General features: G+C 70.5%; 19 protein-coding genes and 1 tRNA gene. 7 read left to right on the forward strand and 13 right to left on the reverse strand.

The annotated features are described in order from the left end of the window. From GUI43_RS19785 to GUI43_RS19810, 6 genes are all read right to left on the reverse strand, one after another. Nucleotides 1-928, reverse strand: a 928-nt coding sequence (locus GUI43_RS19785; protein WP_112699484.1) for a serine/threonine-protein kinase, incomplete at its 3' end; no start/stop codon positions are given. A gap of 1 nt (nt 929) precedes the next feature. After that, nucleotides 930-2,435, reverse strand: coding sequence for a peptidoglycan D,D-transpeptidase FtsI family protein (locus tag GUI43_RS19790; RefSeq protein WP_112699485.1), 1,506 nt, complete (start codon nt 2,433-2,435; stop codon nt 930-932). Continuing rightward, nucleotides 2,432-3,925 carry an FtsW/RodA/SpoVE family cell cycle protein gene (locus tag GUI43_RS19795; RefSeq protein ID WP_112601214.1) on the reverse strand — a complete coding sequence of 498 codons (1,494 nt, stop codon included), beginning with the start codon at nt 3,923-3,925 and terminating at the stop codon, nt 2,432-2,434. Before GUI43_RS19795 ends, GUI43_RS19790 begins: the two co-directional genes overlap by 4 nt. A 30-nt stretch (nt 3,926-3,955) precedes the next feature. Beyond that, entirely contained in the window at nt 3,956-5,431 is a 1,476-nt protein-coding gene (locus tag GUI43_RS19800) for a PP2C family protein-serine/threonine phosphatase (RefSeq protein WP_112583979.1), read from the reverse strand. After that, nucleotides 5,428-5,913, reverse strand: coding sequence for an FHA domain-containing protein FhaB/FipA (locus tag GUI43_RS19805; protein WP_030487599.1), 486 nt, complete (start codon nt 5,911-5,913; stop codon nt 5,428-5,430). The genes GUI43_RS19800 and GUI43_RS19805 overlap by 4 nt, the downstream gene beginning before the upstream one ends. Nucleotides 5,914-5,919: 6 nt before the next feature. Beyond that, nucleotides 5,920-6,708: an FHA domain-containing protein gene (locus tag GUI43_RS19810; RefSeq protein WP_007454122.1), complete on the reverse strand. Its 789-nt coding sequence runs from the start codon at nt 6,706-6,708 to the stop codon at nt 5,920-5,922. A gap of 206 nt (nt 6,709-6,914) precedes the next feature. Here GUI43_RS19810 and GUI43_RS19815 point away from each other — a divergent pair. From GUI43_RS19815 to GUI43_RS19825, 3 genes are all read left to right on the forward strand, one after another. Next, nucleotides 6,915-7,000: transfer RNA gene (locus GUI43_RS19815), tRNA-Leu, on the forward strand. A gap of 64 nt (nt 7,001-7,064) precedes the next feature. Further along, nucleotides 7,065-8,180 (forward strand): NAD-dependent epimerase/dehydratase family protein, encoded by a 1,116-nt coding sequence (locus tag GUI43_RS19820; protein ID WP_181518397.1) that lies wholly within the window; start codon nt 7,065-7,067, stop codon nt 8,178-8,180. Continuing rightward, entirely contained in the window at nt 8,177-8,983 is an 807-nt protein-coding gene (locus GUI43_RS19825; protein ID WP_112584015.1) for a WecB/TagA/CpsF family glycosyltransferase, read from the forward strand. Before GUI43_RS19820 ends, GUI43_RS19825 begins: the two co-directional genes overlap by 4 nt. Nucleotides 8,984-9,228: 245 nt before the next feature. Here GUI43_RS19825 and GUI43_RS33505 read toward each other — a convergent pair whose 3' ends face one another. Both GUI43_RS33505 and GUI43_RS19835 read right to left on the reverse strand, forming a co-directional pair. Next, complete coding sequence (locus GUI43_RS33505) at nt 9,229-9,768, reverse strand: hypothetical protein (protein WP_146754736.1); 540 nt, start codon at nt 9,766-9,768, stop codon at nt 9,229-9,231. Between the two features lie 236 nt (nt 9,769-10,004). Beyond that, the gene (locus GUI43_RS19835) at nt 10,005-11,561 is read right to left on the reverse strand and encodes a S8 family peptidase (protein ID WP_112699486.1); all 1,557 of its coding nucleotides are present in this window, start codon (nt 11,559-11,561) and stop codon (nt 10,005-10,007) included. 217 nt (nt 11,562-11,778) lie between these two features. On the opposite strand from GUI43_RS19835, the gene GUI43_RS19840 reads away from it, so the two are divergent. Next, a complete protein-coding gene (locus tag GUI43_RS19840; protein WP_112699487.1) occupies nt 11,779-12,378 on the forward strand; it encodes a hypothetical protein in 600 nt (199 codons plus the stop codon). Here the strand turns inward: GUI43_RS19840 and GUI43_RS19845 are convergent. From GUI43_RS19845 to GUI43_RS19855, 3 genes are all read right to left on the reverse strand, one after another. Next, entirely contained in the window at nt 12,346-12,744 is a 399-nt protein-coding gene (locus GUI43_RS19845; RefSeq protein ID WP_112583975.1) for a hypothetical protein, read from the reverse strand. The genes GUI43_RS19840 and GUI43_RS19845 overlap by 33 nt on opposite strands. Nucleotides 12,745-12,955: 211 nt before the next feature. Next, the gene (locus GUI43_RS19850; protein ID WP_091396369.1) at nt 12,956-13,177 is read right to left on the reverse strand and encodes a DUF397 domain-containing protein; all 222 of its coding nucleotides are present in this window, start codon (nt 13,175-13,177) and stop codon (nt 12,956-12,958) included. After that, nucleotides 13,147-14,028, reverse strand: coding sequence for a helix-turn-helix domain-containing protein (locus GUI43_RS19855; RefSeq protein ID WP_091396372.1), 882 nt, complete (start codon nt 14,026-14,028; stop codon nt 13,147-13,149). The genes GUI43_RS19850 and GUI43_RS19855 overlap by 31 nt, the downstream gene beginning before the upstream one ends. A gap of 625 nt (nt 14,029-14,653) precedes the next feature. Here GUI43_RS19855 and GUI43_RS19860 point away from each other — a divergent pair. Together GUI43_RS19860 and GUI43_RS19865 are read left to right on the forward strand one after the other, a co-directional pair. Beyond that, on the forward strand, nt 14,654-14,938 hold the full coding sequence (locus tag GUI43_RS19860; RefSeq protein WP_091396374.1) for a hypothetical protein: 285 nt from the start codon (nt 14,654-14,656) through the stop codon (nt 14,936-14,938). A 98-nt stretch (nt 14,939-15,036) separates the two neighbouring features. Further along, the gene (locus tag GUI43_RS19865) at nt 15,037-15,498 is read left to right on the forward strand and encodes a hypothetical protein (RefSeq protein ID WP_112583974.1); all 462 of its coding nucleotides are present in this window, start codon (nt 15,037-15,039) and stop codon (nt 15,496-15,498) included. Between the two features lie 7 nt (nt 15,499-15,505). On the opposite strand, the gene GUI43_RS19870 is transcribed toward GUI43_RS19865, so the two are convergent. Together GUI43_RS19870 and GUI43_RS19875 are read right to left on the reverse strand one after the other, a co-directional pair. Then, nucleotides 15,506-16,381 carry a PASTA domain-containing protein gene (locus GUI43_RS19870; RefSeq protein WP_112583973.1) on the reverse strand — a complete coding sequence of 292 codons (876 nt, stop codon included), beginning with the start codon at nt 16,379-16,381 and terminating at the stop codon, nt 15,506-15,508. A gap of 160 nt (nt 16,382-16,541) precedes the next feature. Then, entirely contained in the window at nt 16,542-17,228 is a 687-nt protein-coding gene (locus GUI43_RS19875) for a PASTA domain-containing protein (RefSeq protein ID WP_112699488.1), read from the reverse strand. A 122-nt stretch (nt 17,229-17,350) separates the two neighbouring features. Between GUI43_RS19875 and GUI43_RS19880 the strand changes: the two genes are divergently transcribed. After that, nucleotides 17,351-18,775, forward strand: a complete 1,425-nt coding sequence (locus GUI43_RS19880; RefSeq protein WP_112699489.1) for a hypothetical protein — start codon at nt 17,351-17,353, stop codon at nt 18,773-18,775. Nucleotides 18,776-18,777: the final 2 nt, after the last annotated feature.

The raw sequence follows: 18,777 nt of genomic DNA on the forward strand, positions 1-18,777 counted from the left end.
TCGGCGGTCGCATCTGGTGCGCCTGCGGCACCTGGGCCCGGCCGGGCGCGGCGGGTGAGGCGGGCGCCGCGGAGACCGGCCCGGAGTTGGCGCCGGCCCGGGCCTGCTGGGAGAGCGCGGCCTTGAGCTGACGGGCGACCCCGGCGAGTGCGGCGGCGCTCGGCCAGCGGGCGGCCGGGTCCTTTGCCAACGCCCGTTCGACAAGGGCGCGCACCTGCGGAGGAATGTCGGCCGGCAGTGGCCGGGGCGTCTCCCGGACGTGCCGCATCGCGATGTCGAGGGGGTTGTCGCCCTCGAACGGCCGCCGACCGGCCAGGCACTGGTAGGCGACCACGCCGAGGGCGTACACGTCGGACGCCGGGGTGGCCACGCCGCCGGTGGCCTGCTCCGGTGAGATGTACGAGGCGGTGCCGAGCACCGAACCGGCGGCGGTGAGCTGGCCGACCATGTCGGAGCGGGCGATGCCGAAGTCGGTGAGCACCAGCGTGCCGTTCGGCCGGACCAGTAGGTTGCCCGGCTTCACGTCGCGGTGCACGATGCCCTTCTCGTGGGCGGCGTGCAGCGCGTCGGCGGCCTGCGCGACGAGGGCCATCGTCCGCGCCGGGGTGAGCCGGCCGACCCGGCTCAACGTGGACGACAGGGCGTCACCCTCGACGTACTCCATGACCAGGAAGGCGATCTGCTGGTCGTTGCCGAAGTCGTAGACGTCCACCACGCCGGGATGGTTGATGGTGGCCATGGTGCGAGCCTCGCCGCGGAACCGCTCACCGAAGTCCGGGTCGTCGAGCAGGGCGGGGAGCAGGCTCTTCACCGCCACCGTCCGGCCGAGCACCTGGTCGGTGCCGCGCCAGACGTCGCCCATGCCGCCGCTGGCGATCCGCTCGTCGAGACGGTAGCGGTTGCCGAGCCGCACACCGGGGCTGAGCATGTCAGCGACCCCCTGGGTCGGCGATGGCGGCCTTCATGATCTGGCCGGCGATCCGAGCGGCCTCGCCGCTACCGCCGGGGCCGGCCTGCTCCAGGACGACGCAGACAGCGGAGACCGGGTTGCCGTTCTTGTCCAGGGCGAAGCCGATGAACCAGCCGTGGTCGGGCCGATCCGGGGCGGACTGGGCGGTGCCGGTCTTGCCGCCGACCGTGTAGCCGTTGATCGCGGCCTTCCGCCCGGTGCCCTTCTGCACCACGCTGACCATCATCTCGCGCAGGTCGGTGGCGACCTGCGGCTCGACGGGCTGGCGCAGCTTCCGCGCATCGGCAGTGTAGTAGCTGGTGGTCCGGTCGGGAGCGAGCAGCTGCCGCACCAGGTACGGCCGCATCTGGCTGCCGTTGTTGGCGATCGAACCGGCGATCATGGCGCCTTCGAGGGGCGTCATCCGAACGTTGTTCTGGCCGATCGAGGACTGGGCCAGTGCGGCCGGGTCGGTGCTGCCGTCCTGGTTCTGCATGGTCCCGGTCCGACTGGCAGCCGTGGGCAGGCCGCCCTCGCCGAGCTGGCCAACGGTCAGGTCCTCCTGCTCGAAACCGAACTGCCGGGCCTTCTCCTTGACAGTCTCGGCGCCGAGCCGCACACCGAGCTGGGCGAAGCCGGTGTTGCACGACTCGGTGACCGCCTCCAGCAGGGTGACCTGCCGAGTCGGGCAGATCGACGGATCGGCGTTGCGGATCGGGGTGCCCGAGGTCGGCGGGGTCCAACTGGAACTGGCCGGGATCTCGGTCGTCTTGGTCACGCCGTTCTCCAGTGCCGCCGCCGCCACCACGATCTTGAAGGTGGAGCCCGGCGGCAGCGTCTCGGCCAGCGCGCGGTTCTTCAGCGGTTCGGCCGGGTCCTTCTCCAGCTTGTTGTACGCCGCCGCTGCCTCGTTGGTGTCGTGGCTGGCCAGCGGGTTCGGGTCGAAGCTCGGCATGGAGACCAGCGCCTGGATGGCACCGCTGCGCGGGTCGATGGCGATCGCCGCGCCCCGCTTCGCACCCACCTCGTTGTTGCGCAGCTGGTCGTACGCCACGTCCTGGGCCCGCTTGGAGAGTGTGAGCAGCACGTTGCCGCCGCCGGTGTCGTCGCCGGTGAACATGTCCTTCAACCGGTCGCCGATCAGCTGGTCGCTGGTGCCGGCCAGGAAGTCGTTCTCCACCTGCTCGATGCCCTGGTCGGCCAGGTTGACCGGCTTGTAGCCGAGCACGTGGGCGTACTTGGCGCCGCTGGGATAGGTGCGCCGGAACTTCAGGTTGCCGGTGGTCTCCTTGCTCGTGGCCACGGCCGTGCCGCCAGCCTCGATGTTGCCGCGCTTGCGGTCGTACTCGGCGACCTGGACCCGACCGTTGTAGTCGCTGGTCCGGTATTCGTCCGCCTTGTAGGCCTGGATCCAGTTGAGGTTGGCGAAGAGCAGACCGAACAGGACCATGACGACGACGCCAACGCGGCGCAGGGGTGCGTTCACGGCTTGATCACCTCCGTGGGAGCACCGTGCAGCTGCTCGGGCGGGCCGCCGCTGGGACGAGCCGCCTTGCCGCCGCCTCCTCCGGTCACCGGTCGGCGGGCGCCGTCGGAGACCCGCAGCAGCACCGCGATGAGCAGCCAGTTGGCCATCAGCGACGACCCGCCGGCGGACAGGAACGGGGTGGTCTGACCGGTCAACGGGATGAGCTTGCTGATCCCGCCGACGATCACGAAGACCTGGAGGCCGAGGGTGAACGCGAGACCGCCGGCGAGCAGCTTGCCGAACGAGTCCCGTACCGCGAGCGCGGCACGCAGCCCGCGCTCCACGATGAGCAGGTAGACGACCAGCAGCGCGGACAGGCCGAAGAGGCCGATTTCCTCACCGATGCCGGCGAAGATGAAGTCGTTCTGCACCTCGGGCAGGATCTCCGGCTGACCGCCGCCCGGCCCCGCACCGAAGAGCCCGCCAGTGCCCAGGGCCAGCAGGCCCTGCACGAGTTGGTAGCCCTTGTTGGTCGGGTCGGCGAACGGGTCGAGCCAGATCTCCGCCCGCACGTAGAAGTTGGCGAACGGCCCGCCGACCGTCGAGCCGAGGACGTAGGCGAGGTACGCGCCGCCGAAGAAGAGGACCAGGCCGATCAGCAGCCAGCTGACCCGTTCGGTGGCGATGTAGAGCGTCACCACGAACATGCCGAAGTAGAGCAGCGAGGTGCCCAGGTCCTTCTCGAAGACCAGCACCAGGACGCTGATCAGCCAGACGCCGACCACCGGACCGAGGTCGCGGCCACGCGGGAAGTCGATGCCGAGGAAGCGCCGGCTGGCCAGCGACAGCACCTCACGCTTGCGCACCAGGTAGTAGGCGAAGAAGACCAGCAGCGCCAGCTTGGCGAACTCACCCGGCTGGATGGAGAAGCTGCCGACCCGGACCCACAGCTTCGCGCCGTTGATCTCGGAGATGCTCGACGGCAGCACCGCCGGGATCATCACCAGCACGATGCCGGCCAACCCCAGGGTGTACGCGTACCGCGAGATCGACCGGTGGTCGCGCATGATCGCGAGCAGGGCGGCGGCGAGGATCACCGCACCGAGCGTCCAGGCCAGCTGACGCCCGCCCTGCCCCGCGAAGACGGCCAGGCTCTCCCGCTCGGCCACCGGGGCGTCGCCCAGGTCGATCCGGCGCAGGAAGCCCACCCCGAGCCCGTTGAGCAGGGCCACCGCCGGCAGCAGCGCCGGGTCGGCGAACGGGGCGAGGAACCGGATGACCAGGTGCAGGCCGAGGAAGACCGCGCCGAGCGCGGCGGCCGGCATCCAGAAGTCCGGGGTGACCGTGTCCAGCAGGTTCGCCTCGACGGTCGCCCCGTACGCGGCCACCAGCACCATCGCGAGCAACAGCAGGTACAGCTCGGCGTTGCGGCGCGACCGCGCCAGGCGTACGCCGGATTGCTCGCCCGCGGTGGCGGGCGAGGGTGCCGGTGTGGCCGCTACGGTCACGGGTGGGGTCCTCAGGATCTCAGCCGACGCTCACTCAGGAGACCGGCAGCCGGCCGGGTCGAGCGCCGGCGTGGCCGAGTCGGAGGGCGTGACGTCGGGTGTGGTGGTCGCGCCGGCCCCACCGAGAGCGGTGGTGGCACCGGCGGTCGGGCTTGCGCTGACGACCCCGTTGGGGGTCGGCGACGCGTTGGCGCTCGGGCTGCCGTTCGGGGTCGGCGTCGAACCGACCGGGGTCGGCGTCGGCGTCGGCGTGTTGACCCCGGCGGCGGTCGGGTCGAGCGGGCAGAGCGGCTTCAGGTTGGGGTTGCTCGGCGTGTCGCTGGTCAGCTCGGCGAGCTGACGCTCGGCGTCCGGCTCACTCTTGGCCCTGATGCCGACCTTGACCGTGTCCTGTGCGGCGACCGTGAGGTCGTCCAGCCGGGTGCCGCTGCGGCGGTGCACGCTGGACAGGTCCATCCCGGCGATCTGACCCTGGACACCGCGGAAGACGGCAACCTGGCCCTCTTCGGTGGCTCCCACGTAGTACTGCCGCTGGGTGTAGGTCCAACCACCGAACGCCGCACCGCCGACGATCACCAGCAGGGCCAGCGCCATGGCGGCGGTCCGGACCGGGCGTCGCTTGGGCCGGTCGGCGTCATCGTCGGAGGCCGCCGGCTCCTCGGGCGCGGCCGGACGCGGCGCGGAGAGCGCCGAGGCTCGGGCGGCCGGAGTCGAGTCGTCGGCGGAGGTCGCCATGCCCCGGTCCCGGGCGGCGGCGCCGCCCACGATCGGGGTCGCCTCGACGATGTCCTGGTCCGTGGCGTCGGCGATGATCACCGTGATGTTGTCCGGCCCACCGCCGCGCAGCGCGAGCTGCACCAGCCGTTCGACGCACTGCTGCGGGTCGGTGTACTCCCGCAGGGTCTCGCCGATGGTTTCGGCGCTGACCACGCCCGAGAGGCCGTCGCTGCAGATCAGGTACCGGTCGCCGGGCATGACCTGGCGGACCGAGTATTCCGGGTCGATGTCCCGACCGTCGAGGGCGCGGGTGAGCAGCGACCGCTGCGGGTGACTGCTCGCCTCCTCGGCGCTGATCCGGCCTTCGTCGACCAGCATCTGGACGTAGGTGTCGTCCTTGGTGATCTGCGCGAACTCGCCATTGCGCAGCAGGTAGGCCCGCGAGTCGCCAATGTGGACCATCCCCAGCTTGCTGCCGGTGAAGAGGGTCGCCGTCAGCGTGGTGCCCATCCCCTCCAGCTGTGGGTTGGCGTCCACCGTGTCGCGGAGTTGTTGGTTGGCGGTGCCCACGGCCGAACGCAACGCATCGACGAGAGCGTCCCCCGGGACGTCCTCGTCGAGCGGCGCCATGGCACCGATGACGATGTTGCTGGCGACGTCACCGGCGGCCATACCGCCCATGCCGTCGGCAACGGCGAGTAACCGCGGCCCGGCGTAGACGGAGTCTTGATTGCCGTCTCGGATCAGACCGCGGTCGCTGTGGGCCGCATAGCGCAGGGTCAGAGTCATGGCCGTAATTCGAGGGAAGTGCGGCCGATCCGGATCGGCACGCCGAGGGGGACGGGGGTTGGTCCGGAGACCTTAGCGCGATCGAGGTACGTGCCGTTAGTCGAGCCGAGGTCCTCGACGTACCACTGCCCTTCACGCGGCACGAGCCGGGCGTGTCGCGCGGAGGCGTAGTCGTCGGTGATGACCAGGGTGGAGTCCTCAGCCCGACCGATGGTGATCTGCGCTTCACCGAGAGTGATTTTGGTGCCGGCCAACTGACCGGCCGTCACCACCAGTTGATGCGCCGCTCTGCCCCGTTTCACCTTCGCTGGCTTGGCCGCCTGCCCCGTCGAGGCGCCCACGGCGCGCGGCGCGGCCACCAGACGACCGGACCGGGCGCCCGCGAAGAGGTCCCTGCGGATCACACCGACCACCGTGAACACGAAGATCCACAGCAGGATCAGGAACCCGAACCGGGCAACGGTGATGACCAGTTCCGGCAAGGCGGGTCAGCCGTCCACGCGGAAGGTCAGCGTCGTCGTCCCGAGCTGGACCATGTCACCGGGGTTGAGCGCGACGGCGGAGACCCGCTGCCCGTTCACCATGGTGCCGTTGGTCGAACCCAGGTCGGTCAACACGACCTGGCCGCCGTCGAAATCCAGCCGGGCGTGTCGCCGGGAGATGCCGACGTCGGGCAGACGCAGGTTGGCCTGGTCGCCGCGACCGATCACCGTCGACCCCATCTGGAGGGGGTAGGTACGCCCGTCGCCGGAGACCAGCCGCACGTTGCGACCGCCACCGTGCCCGGGCGGCGGGCCGTAGCCACCGCCCTGGTCGTACGCGGGGTAGGCGGGCGGGCCGGCGTCGTAGCCGGGCGCCGACACCGGGGCGACCTCGCCACCGGTGTAGACCTCGGCCGTGACACGGAACATGCCCGTGTCCAGACCCTCGCCTCGCTCGATCTCGACGATCACGTCGCCGTAGACCGTCCACGCCTGCTCGCCGATGAACTCCGCCTGCGACTGGGCCAACTCCTGGGCCAGCGCGGCGGCGTACGGCGCCAGCCGACTGTGGTCGAACGGCGAGAGATCGATCACGTAGCGGTTGGGCACCAACGTGCGCCCACCGGCCAGGATCGCCTTGTGCGCCTCGGCCTCCCGCTGCATGGCGTTGAGGATCTCCACGGGGTGGACCACCCCTTTGAAGACCTTGGCAAAGGCCCCTTCGACCAGGCCTTCCAGACGCTTCTCGAAGCGTTGCAGCACGCTCACCGGCTCCTCCTCGGGTCCCGAGGACATGATGGTATCCGGCCGGCGCGCGCGCAGCTCACACGCCGCTCGGCCGGCTGCTCTCGACCCGTTCGGAAGGGCCGCGACTGTCGTGCTAATCTTTCGTCCGCCACGAACGGTAATCGCTCGTGGCGAGCGCCAGGGACAGCGTAGTATTCCCGAGGCCCGTTGGAGACAGCGGGGCCGGGCGGCTAGAGTGTTCCGGGTTGTGCCACGGGGATGTGGCGGAATGGCAGACGCGCACGGTTCAGGTCCGTGTGCCCGAAAGGGCGTGGGGGTTCAACTCCCCCCATCCCCACCACCGACGAGGGCTCCGCTTTATGCGGGGCCCTTCCGTCATATCGGGGCGTGCTGGACGTCACGCTATGCTCCGATGGATTCTGCCTCCGATGGACCAGGAGTGGCGTGTGAGTGTCGCGTTGGTGACAGGGTCGGGTGGTCTGATCGGCTCCGAGGCGGTCCGGCATTTCGCCGGCCTCGGTCTGGATGTCGTCGGCATCGACAACGACATGCGCCGGTACTTCTTCGGCGAGGACGGCTCCACCTCGTGGAGCCTGGAACGGCTCGGCCGTGACCTGGGTAACGCGTACACCCACTTCGCGGTGGACATCCGGGACCGGGACGGCCTGGAGCAGGTGTTCAAGAAGTACGGCTCGGACATCGCCGTGGTGATCCACAGCGCTGCCCAGCCGAGCCATGACTGGGCAGCCAAAGAGCCGTACACGGACTTCGACGTGAACGCCGGCGGCACGCTCAACATCCTGGAGAACACCCGCCGGCACGCGATCGACGCGCCGTTCATCCACTGCTCGACCAACAAGGTGTACGGCGACCGGCCCAACAGCCTGCCGCTCATCGAGCTGGAGACCCGGTACGAGCTGCCCGAGGACCACCGCTGGTACCAGGGCATCACCGAAGAGATGTCGATCGACCACTCGCTGCACTCGGTCTTCGGCGCCTCCAAGGTCGCCGCGGACGTGATGGTCCAGGAGTACGGGCGCTACTTCGACATGAAGACCGCCTGCTTCCGGGGCGGCACGCTCACCGGCCCGGCGCACTCCGCAGCCGAGCTGCACGGGTTCCTGGCCTATCTGATGCGCTGCGTCATGGAGGGCCGGACGTACAACCTCTTCGGCTACAAGGGCAAGATGGTCCGGGACGCGATCCACTCGCACGACGTGCTGACCGCGTTCGAGGCGTTCTTCCGCTCCCCGCGATCCGCGGAGGTCTACAACCTCGGTGGCGGCCGGCACTCCAACACCTCGCACATCGAGGCGTTCCGGATCGCCGAGGAGATCACCGGCCAGGAGGCGCGGATCAACTACGTCGAGCAGAACCGCACCGGCGACCACCAGTGGTACGTGAGCAGCATGGCCCGGTTCGAGGCGCAGTATCCGGACTGGGAGATCACTTACGACGTGCCGATGATCCTGCGGGAAATCTACGAGGCCAACGTGGACAAGTGGGTGGCCCAGCCATGAGCGCCCGGACGAAGCGCAACGTGCTCGGCGTCCTGGTCGACGCCACCGACTACGCCACAGCGACCGACGCGGTGGTGACCGCGGCACACGAGCGGCGTCCCCTCGCGCTGACCGCGTTGGCCGTGCACGGTGTGATGACCGGGGTGCTCGACCCGGCGCACAACGCGCGGCTCAACTCCTTCGACGTGGTCACGCCGGACGGGCAGCCGGTGCGGTGGGCGCTCAACCTGCTGCACCACACCGGGCTCAGCGACCGGGTGTACGGGCCGACCCTGACCCTGCACGTGCTGTCGCGCTTCGCTGACGAGGGGCTACCGGTCTACCTGTACGGCTCGACCGAGGAGACCCTCGCCCGGTTGATCCCGGCCCTGGAGCGGATGTTCCCGGCGCTGAAGATAGCCGGGGTGGAGCCGTCCAAGTTCCGTGCCGTCCAGCCCGGTGAGGACGCCGAGATCGCCGACCGGATCCGGTCCAGTGGTGCCCGGTTGGTGCTGGTCGGGCTCGGCTGCCCGCGCCAGGAGGTCTTCGCGTACGCCATGCGGCCGCTGCTCGACATGCCGCTGATGGCGGTCGGCGCGGCCTTCGACTACCACGCCGGCCTGCTGCGCCAGCCCCCGCCGTGGATGCAGCGTGCCGGCCTTGAGTGGTTCTGGCGCCTCGGTCTGGAGCCGAAGCGGCTCTGGCGCCGCTACGTCATCCTCAACCCGGCCTACCTGAGCCGGCTCGCCGCGCAGAAGATCGGCCTGTGGAAGGCCCGCCCGCCGGCGCCGGCCACCGAGCGGCCGGCCACCTTCTCGGTCTGACCGAAGGCGTCCGGTGGCACCACCAGGGTGACCACCGGACGCCTTTACAGGCTCGACCCCGCCCACCAGGCGGCCGTGGTGCCGGGCAACAACGGCATCCCTTACTCAGACAGACCAGTAGCTTCGCGAGTCGACATTAATCCCACCCGAGCGGTCCACCGCCACCGCCCGGCTCGTTCAGATCAAGCCCCTGCTCGCACCTGTCCAATAACTCAGAGATGAGCAACCCCAATTTCTGGCAGGCATTAATATGCGCAGTTTGGCGCGTCTTTAATGTCCATGGCGTAGACCGTTTCCCCAGTTACCCGGTAATACTGGTTGGGAAACAGGCAGAAGGTCCGTGAGCCGCCGCCGTCAATAGCCGCGTAGAGCAGCACGCCATCGTCATTACGACTGTTGTAAACGTAGTTGGGGTCATAGGCCGACGAACTGAGCCGCTGATAGTACGTGTCCACGTAGCGTGCGTCTGGGTCGTGGCCAACCCATGACTCGTGGTACTGGTAGTAGCAGATGCCTGGATAGGCGCAGCCGTAGGCGGTAGTAGCCTGCGCTGGCGTCACCATGAACATGCCAGATAGAGCCACCAGCGCCGAAACAATTCCTGCGCGTTTGGCAGACAATCTAAATCTCAACCGAAACACACTCCTTGCTACCTCAAAGGAACAGTGGCTGTTGCCTTGATCGAGGCTAACAAAAGGTCCGGTTGTCCCGCAACATTTGATCCTGCGCAGACATTCCCCACCAATGACGCACAAATCCACTTCAGCTAAGACGGCATCAAGCATTGTCGGGGGCGGATCCTGTCGGGCATGGTTAATCGGCGTCCGCCAGTCCGCGGTCAGTGGAAACCGGATCGTTGTTGGCGCACCGATCCCGACCCGGGAGGATCGGCTGGCCACACCGAGCAGGAACTACCGCTACAGCACGAAAGGTTCGGGAAAGCAGCGAGGCAGTGTGGTTCTCACCCACGGCACGAGGCCCCTTCCCAAGGAGGGCGGGGGCCTCGGTCGTAGGAGACTGGTCAGACGGTCAGGGTCCAGGTGTTGATGTAGCCGGTGTCGGCCGAGTAGGTGTCCCGCACCTGGAGCCGCCAGATGCCGTCGGCGGCCTCACCGGAAACGTTGGCCGTGTACGTGGCGTTCACGTTGTCGGCGCTGTCCGAGGTGCTGCTGTTCTTCAGCCGGTACGAGCTGCCGTCCGGGGCGAGCAGGTCGATGACCAGGTCACCGCGGTAGGTGTGCACGATGTTCACCGCCACGGTGGAGGCCGAGGAGGCGTTGCGACCGCAGCCGGAGATGGTGATCGAGCTGGTCACCGCCGAGCCGGCGTCCGGGATCGACACGTCGGTGCCGTTGGTGCCGGTGCAGCCGGTGGGCGGCGGCGGGGTGCTGCCGGTGCCCACGTAGAGCAACAGGTTCGGCGAGCCCGAGCCGGGGTTGCTCACCACGTTGGGGGTGGCGTTGGCCACCAGTTGGTTGCGGACCTGAGCCGGGGTCCAGCTCGGGTTGGCGCTGGCCACCAGGGCCGCCGCTCCGACCACGTGCGGGGTGGCCATCGAGGTGCCGCTGATGGTGTTGGTAGCGGTGTTGCTGTTGTACCAGGCCGAGGTGATCGACGAGCCGGGCGCGAAGATGTCCAGGCAGGTGCCGACGTTGGAGAACGACGACCGGGCGTCCGTGTTGGTCGTCGAGCCCACCGTGATGGCTTCCGTGGTACGCGCCGGCGAGGTGTTGCAGGCGTTCGCGCCGTTGTCGTTGCCGGCCGCCAGGCCGTACGTGACACCCGAGGCGATCGAGTTGCGGACGGCGTTGTCCAGTGAGCTGTTCGCGCCGCCGCCGAGGCTCATGTTCGCCACCGCCGGCTTGATCGCGTTCGCGGTGACCCAGTCGACGCCGCCGATCACACCCGCGTTGGTGCCACTGCCGGAGCAGTTCAGCACCCGTACGCCGACGAGTTGGACGCCCTTGGCCACCCCGTACGCGGACCCGCCGACTGTGCCGGCCACGTGCGTGCCGTGCCCGTTGCAGTCGTCGGCCGACCCGCCGTCCACCGCGTCGTAGCCGGACGTGGCCCGGCCGCCGAAGTCGTTGTGGGAGAACCGGATGCCGGTGTCGATGATGTAGGCGTGCACGTTGCTCGCCGTGTTCGGGTAGGTGTAGGAGCTGTCCAACGGTCGGTTGCGCTGGTCGATCCGGTCGAGGCCCCAGGAGGGCGGGTTGGCCTGCGTGCCGGAGATCGAGACGGTGTGGTTCTGCTCGACGTACGCCACCGCCGGGTCGGCCGCGATCCGCGCCGCCGCGCTCGCGTTCACAGTGACCTCGAAGCCGCGCAGCGCCGCACCGTAGGTGCGGGCCACCGTGCCGCCGTGGCGGCCGGAGAGCCGCTTCGCGGTGTCGCCGACCCGGTCCCGGGCCACGGCGCTGTCCTTGAGTACGACGATGTAGCTGTCCGGCACGGCGGTGGCTCCGCCGGCGGCCCGAACCACACCCACGGGTTCCGCGGCCAGGGCTGGGGTACCGACGGCGAGCGCGGTCGCCGCGGCCACCCCGATCAGTACGGACCTTCGTGGAAGACCCATTTCCTACCTCCCTCTGACCGGCAGTGGAACGTGACCACCGGTCCCAACATCAATCGACACTCGCCGATCTAGCTGAGGGTAAGTCAGGCGTCGGGCAGTTGAACATGTCGAAACGGCCATACCTTCGAGTGATGACCCCCCTACGGGCCCGGCGTCCGGGGCGAACGGGGGACACGCCCGGATTCGCCTCGCCAGGATTCGGGAAAGACTCTCGAACATGGAGAGTCAGCTCACCATCCTGCTCCCGGTCGCCGCCGTCTGGCTGGCCGCCGGCGTCGTTGCCGACGGCCTTCCCCGGCTGCGCAACACCCGCATGCTGCGTCGGCGTACCGGATGGTTGCTGGTGCTGGCCCTCACCGGCGTGGCGCTCACCGCGGCCGTACTCGGCGGCGGGCTGCTCAGCGCCGGCACCGCGCCGGTCGACCGGGCCGCCGCCGGGCTCACAGTGGCCGCCGGCCCGGCGCTCGTGGCGACGGTCTGGTCGGTACGACGGATCCGCCGGCTTTGGGCCGGTGCGGGCGCGTTCGCCAGTGCCCCCGCCACCCCCGCGCCGCACGGGCTGCGCGCCGCCGCGGCCCACCCGCTCGTCGGGCTGCCACTCCAGGTCACCGCCCTGGCCACGGTGCCGGCGTTGATCGCCGCCGCCGGCGCCGACCTCGGAGCCGACCCCGGCGTCACCGGGCCGGCGATCACCGTGGGCGCGCTCGCGGTGATCGCCATCGGGGTCCGGCACGCGCTACGCCACAACCGCTTCGCGGAGCGGGCCCAGCCCACCGTCGCAGGATCAGCGCGGGCGGCCGGCGCTCTGCACGTATAGCAGCTCCAGGATCGACCTGGTCGCCTCGAACCAGCGGTCCAGCCAGTCCTGCGAGGGCACTGTGCCCTTCGGCGGCAACTCCATCAGCAGACCACGCAGCAACGGGTGGTCAGCCAGGGACTGGGGCGGCTCCATCGGCCAGCCCGTCGGCGGGAACGACGGCTCGATCAGCGGGTTCGGGTCCAGTGAGGGCAGCGAGAGCGGAGGATCCGTCGTCTCGGAAGCACCCTCCCGCCCGCTCAACTCCTGGTCGGTCGAGACCACCTCGGTCAGAACCGTGTCCCGACGAGCGCCGCGGTACTTGCCACCGAACCGCTCCGGCTTGGCCGGACCGGTGGTGAGGTTGTCTGAACCGATCGTCGTCATCCGTCTCGCCTACTCGCTCGGTTGCGGGTCGGTGCGGCGGGTCGTCGACCAGCGCCGTACCGACCGGTTCAACGAGACGGGGACGCTCTGGCGACGGGAATCCCGACGGAACCTCGCCGCCCCGCCGCGGCGGGGCCGTCAGCCGCGCCTACCGCGGACACGACAGAGTCCCCGTCCGGCGAACCGGACGGGGACTCCATTGACCAGTCGGTCAGACCGCGCCGAACACACCACCCCGGGTGCCGGCAACGAAGGAGTGCCAGTCACCGGGTGCGAAGACCAGGGCGGGGCCCGCCTTGTCCTTCGAGTCCCGCACTCCGACCGCCCCCGTCACGTACGCCACCTCCACGCAGTTGTCACAGTTCGGCCCGCTCTTCGAGCTCTTGAACCATGCTGCCTGCGTCAGGTCCACGGGGAACCCTTTGGTCGCCATTTCCACAACGGCTCCTCTGCCAGTTTTGCGATGTGTGCGACGGACTCCTCCGGACGTATGGCCGCAGCGCGGATGTGATCGAAGATGAAGCTGTACTTCTGTAGTTCGTCGCTCTTCTCGAGGAAGAGCCCACCCGTGGCGTTCTCCGCGTACACAACATCCGGATCACCGGGCTCAGGGAAGCTGAGGATCGTGAACGTGCCGTCCATGCCGGCATGCGCACCCACCTCGAAGGGCAGGATCTGCAGCGTCACGTTCGGCAACTCGGCCACCTCAACCAACCGCTTGAGTTGACCGCGCATCACCTCGTCCCCGCCCACCGGCCGACTTACCACCGCCTCATCGAGCACCACCCACAGATCGACCGGATCGTCCTGGGTCAATAACGACTGACGGCCCAAACGGACACGCACTCTTTGATGCACCTGATCGGCGGTGAAGTCCGGCCGAGCGGCACGGATCATGGCCCCGGCGTACTCCTCGGTCTCCAGAAGACCCGGAACGACCTGCTGTTCGTACGCCCGGATCGAACTGGCCGCCGCCTCCAGCCCGACGTACGCGCCGACGAGCACCGTGCTGTAGGGGTGCCACCAGCCCTTCTGGCGGGCCTCCCGGGCGATCTGCACGAGCTCGTCGCTCTCGGCGCCGACCACCCCGTAGATCCGCAGCATGTCCCGCACGTCGCGTGGTGTGGCAGTGGTGTGCCCGGTCTCGATCCGGGAGACCTTCGACGCCGAGCACTCCAACTGTTCGGCGACCACCTCGATGGTGATCCCGGCGGACTCCCGCTGGCGGCGCAGCTCGGCTCCGAGCCGCCGCCGTCTGATGGTGGGACTGCGCCGCTCACTCATCGCGCAACCCGTGAGTCACTGGTCCCCGCCGCTGGCTGCTCGACCCCACTCGGGCTACCTCCGGTAACGCGCCACTGGGTGACACCCGCCGGGGGCGCGACCGTCGACCGGCGAGCGTTCGCGACGAAGGGGATGGTGCCGGTCCTCGGCCGGCCGCGACGGGCGAAACCGGCCCCCAGTCTGCCGCCCGGACGCGGATGGCTTCAATAGGCCTTTCGCGCGACACGCTCACGTATCGGCAAAAGTCGACGTGCAACTTGCATCAAGCACGTCCCTGATGCAGTCTGTCCGTATGGCACGGATCACTCAGCGTCTCCGTTCGGTCCCTCGGAGTGGTGACCCCACCGCTCTGCGGAAACCGGGCACGGCGCGGGCCCGGCCGACGACAACGCGACCTGCTCCGGGGTAAGGACCCCGCCGCTGCAAGCCGGCAAGCTGCGGCGGCGGGCGCGTTCCCGGAAGCAACCGGGTGGTGGTCGGGTGGCGGCACGTCACCAGCGAGGTACGGCCCGACCACCGCCATCCGCACCACCGGTTCACGAGGCACGACCCCGTCACCGGCCGAGACGTCCCCCGTTCAGGCACCGCCGGCGCAACCGCCGGCCGATCCTCCCCAGGAGCCCATGTGCTTCCCCGCACCGGTGACGTACTGCACGTGACACGCGCGGCGAGTGTCCAGTTCCTCAGGCCGATCAAGTTCCGGGTGATCCGGGTGCTCGACTGGCCGACCTATGACGGCTGGCTCTGGCTCGACGGCTACGAGTTGAACGCCGCGGGCGACGCGGTCACCCGACGGTCGATCTTCGTCCAGCGGGAAGGGCTGCAGCAACTGCAGGCCGCCCCCGAACCCCGCCCACACACCGTGCGGGCCCGCCGCCCGGTCGCGCGTACCCCGCTCCGGGTGGGCTGACCGGCCCGAACCGCCGCCGGTGGGCGTGCCGTCGCCATAGAATCGGTACGCCCACCCCGGCACCGTTCCACCCGCTCGTCCAGGACCCTGACCCTGGGATGGTCATGGTCAATCAGCCCGCCCTGCGGCGGCACCACCGCTCCCGTATCGCCTATGCCTTCGGACTCCTCGCCCTCCTCGGGGCGATGGCGACACTCCTGGTCCTCGTCCGCGACCCGGCGATGTCGTCCACCCGGCTGACCGCACCGGTGCCCGCACCGGAGATCACCGTGCTCGACTCCGACCCGCCGACGGGCGACGGTCAGTCGGTCTACGAGGAACCCGGCTGGATCGACACCGACTCCCCGGCCGACCACGCTGGTGGCGCCGACCCGACCGGGCCGGTGTCCGGCCTTGGTGCCGGCGGCCAGTCCGACGGCCGTCAGGAACTCACCGAAGCCGCTCCGGCCGGGCACAGCGCCACGGACATCCGCCGCTCCCTCTTCTGGTCCGGCATCTTCGGCCTCGCCATCTCGCTGGCCGGCATCGGCCTCGTCGGCACCCGCCGCCGGATGTGGTGACCAGCGGTCACGGTGTGCTCGTCACAGTGGGGCTCGGCGTGGTCGGGCTCGCCCCGGTCGGCGCCTCGGCCTGCGAGATGATCAACAACACCTCGTCGTCGGTCGACACCGACGTGCCCGCCTCCGGCTCGGTTCCCACCACCGTCCCCGGTGGCAGCTCCGACGGGCGGTACACCACCCGGTAGGCCAGGCCGAGCCGAGCCAACAGCCCCTCGGCGGTGGCCTGCGGCAGGCCGGCGAGCGGTGGCACCGGCAGCTCGTCCGGCGCGTCCGTCGTCGGCGAACTGCTCGGCGACTCGCTGGTGGGCGCCGCCGACGTGGGGGCTGCGCTGGTCGGCGGGGTGCTGGGGGCACTGGTCGGCGGAAGGGACGGGGTGGACCCCGGATCGTCCGGGTCGTCATCCTGCTGGGAGCGCACCAACCAGAGCGCGCCCCCGAGCAGGGCGGCGAGCAACAGCGCCAGTACGCCCCAGAGGATCGGCAACCACCACCGCCGACCACCCTGCTCCTCGACGTACCACTCACCGCCGGCGTCATCCGGTCGGGGCGAGCGCACCTCGGCCCGACCGGACCACGCCGGCGGTATCGGCGCCGTGCGGTCGGCCGGCGGACCCGGCCGGGTGCCAGCGGACCGGTCGATCGGCATGGTCTGGTCGGGCGACTGGTCGGGACGAGCCGGAACAGTCCGGTCGATCGGTGCCGTCTCGTCGGCGGCGGCTGGCGTCGGCTGCGTCGGCTCCGGGCCGTCGACGGCGGGCCCGGTCGGGGCCGGGCGGTCGGCGGCGGGCCCGGTCGGGGCCGGCCGATCGGCGGCGGAGGGCAGGGGCCGGGTCCGGTCGTCGTCGTGCTCGCCGGCGGGCGGCTCCTGGCGGTCGTCGCTCATCGCACGTCCCTTCCCGAACCCGGACGGGCGTCATGGCCCTCGACCGCCAACCTAGTCGCCCACACCGCCATCAGTGGGGATCAGCGTGCCGAGCCGCGCCGGCTGCTGTCGAGGCAGAGCGGCGGGTACCCGCCGGGAGACCCGACCCGCCGGCCCGGAATCAGGGCGTGGGTCTTGTGGTCGGCTGGTCGCCGGAATCCGCCCCACACCAGATGCTGACCTGGTCGTTCCACCGGGCCGGGCCGTCCTCGGCGGGCTCCTGCCGGTTGACCTTCCCAGTGCGTCCGCTGACGTAGCGCGGGTAGAGGCCCTCGTCGACCAACTCGTCGGCGGCATCGGCGCAACTCTTGCCGACCACGTCCGGCACCTCGGCGGCCGGCGCCGGCCCGGCGACCTGTAGCTGCACAGTCGTCCCCCGGGCGACCTCGGTGCCCACGTCCGGTGTGGTGCCCTCGACCGTACGGCCGACGCCGCCACCGAAGACCAGCCGCCAACCCAGCCGCTGCTTGCGCAGCGTCTCCCGGGCCTGCTCGAAGTCGGTGCCGATCACCGGCGGCACGGTCAGGCCGGCCCCCTTGGTCGAGGTGGCGGAGGTCTGGACCGCCGACGGTGCCGGTCGGCCGCTGCTCGGTCGGGGTGCGGTGCTCCGGCTGGTCGGCGTGCCAGCCGTGGTCGCGACGGCCAGTGGATCACCAGAGGGTGCGTCGTCCTCGCCGGCCAGCAACCAGCCGCCGGTCGCGCCCACCGCGGCGAGCAGCACCGCCGTCAACCCACCACCGAGCACGACGCTGGCCCGGCCCGCACCGCCACCGGCGGCACCCTGCTGGCCCGTGTTCGTATCCGTCATAACGCCCACCGCCTCATCACCGGCGACCGTACCGCCCGCCGCCCAATCCGCCGCACCGGCGGTCCATACCGGCGGGTCGTTGCGACTCGCCGCGCCGACGACGGGACGTTACGCTGCCCGGCATGGCCAGACAGGGCTGGGGAGTGTCGATCGCGACGGCGATCGGGGTCGCTGCCGGCGCGGGTGCCGCACAGCTGGGCTTCGGCTACGGGCTCGGCGTCATCACCTGGACGCCCACCGATGCCGGTGCGACCGACACAGCCTGGGCGGACGGCCTCGCCTGGGCCACGTGGCTCGCCGCCAGCTCGACGGTCCTCGGCGCGGTCTGCGCGCAGCGGCTGCACCAACGGAACGTCCCGGCGAAGAGCGTGATCTCTCCGGAAACGTCGCCCGCCGGTGTTGCCCGCCACGAGGGCCCGCAGCTCGACGATCAGGCGCCGGAGCACGAGAGCCCGGTCGACGGGCCTCCACCGGCCGTCGACACCGCCCGGCCAGAGGCGGTGGACACGCCACCACCGGTGGCCGAGCCGCCGGTCCACGACCGAGGTGGCCTGCTGCGCCGGGTGGCCCTGGCGCTTGGCGCCGGGCTGGGCGGGCTGGTCACGGTGCTGTTGATCGCGGTACCCGCGCGGGTCGCGACCGGCGCGGACACCGGCGCCCCGCAACGGACGGCCGCCGTACAGGCGACGCTGGGCATCCTGATCGGCGTCCTCGTCGCGATCTGGGCGCTTCGCTCCCGAGCCGCCGCTGTCAACGTGACCGCGACGGCCGCCTGGCTCTGGCTGCTCGCGGTGATCTCCGTGATCGACGGGGTACGCGTCGGACGAGGGCTGACCGGCGCGCAACTCGGCACCTGGCAGTTCGACCCGGACCACGCCCGGTACTGGATCGGGGGCCAGCTCTACTGGCCCGGTGCGCTGCTGGCACTGGTGCCCGCGCTGCTGATCGGCGTACTGGCCGCCCGGCGGTCCGCCCGCTCGGGCGGGCACCGCGTGGGTGCGGCGGCTTCCGGCGCGGCGGGCCCGGTGCTCGTCGCGCTCGCCTACCTGACCACCCTGCCGCACTGGTCGACGCTGGGCCCCGCGCAGCTGTCCACCCAGCTGATCGCCCCGTACGCGGTGATCGCCGGTATCGGCGGCTCGGTGCTGGCCGCCCGCCTCGGCGAGCGACGCGAACGGAACCGCCCGGCCGGACAGAGCCGCTCGGCCGAGCTGGATGCGGTCGCTCGGGACACGGTGGCCGACCCGGCCCCGATTGCCGAGAGCGAGCCCGCGCCGCCGGTCTCCGGCTCGACGGCCGAAACCGCAGCCTCGACGGCCGGAACCTCAGCGCGTCGCAGAAGGGCCGACGCCCCACCGCAGACACCTCGGACGGGCTCGCTGCCGGGCGACGCCACCGCCGCACCGCAGATTCCCGCCCCGCGTACGGACCCGGACCTCGCGGATCCCGCCGGCCGTCCCACCGAAGCAACGGCGGCAGAGGACCTGACCCCCACCAGCCGGCGCACCCGAGCAGCCCGCCGCACCACCCGCCCCACCACCGACTAACC

Origin of the sequence: Micromonospora noduli, from assembly GCF_003264365.1 — a bacterium.
Classification (GTDB): domain Bacteria; phylum Actinomycetota; class Actinomycetes; order Mycobacteriales; family Micromonosporaceae; genus Micromonospora; species Micromonospora noduli.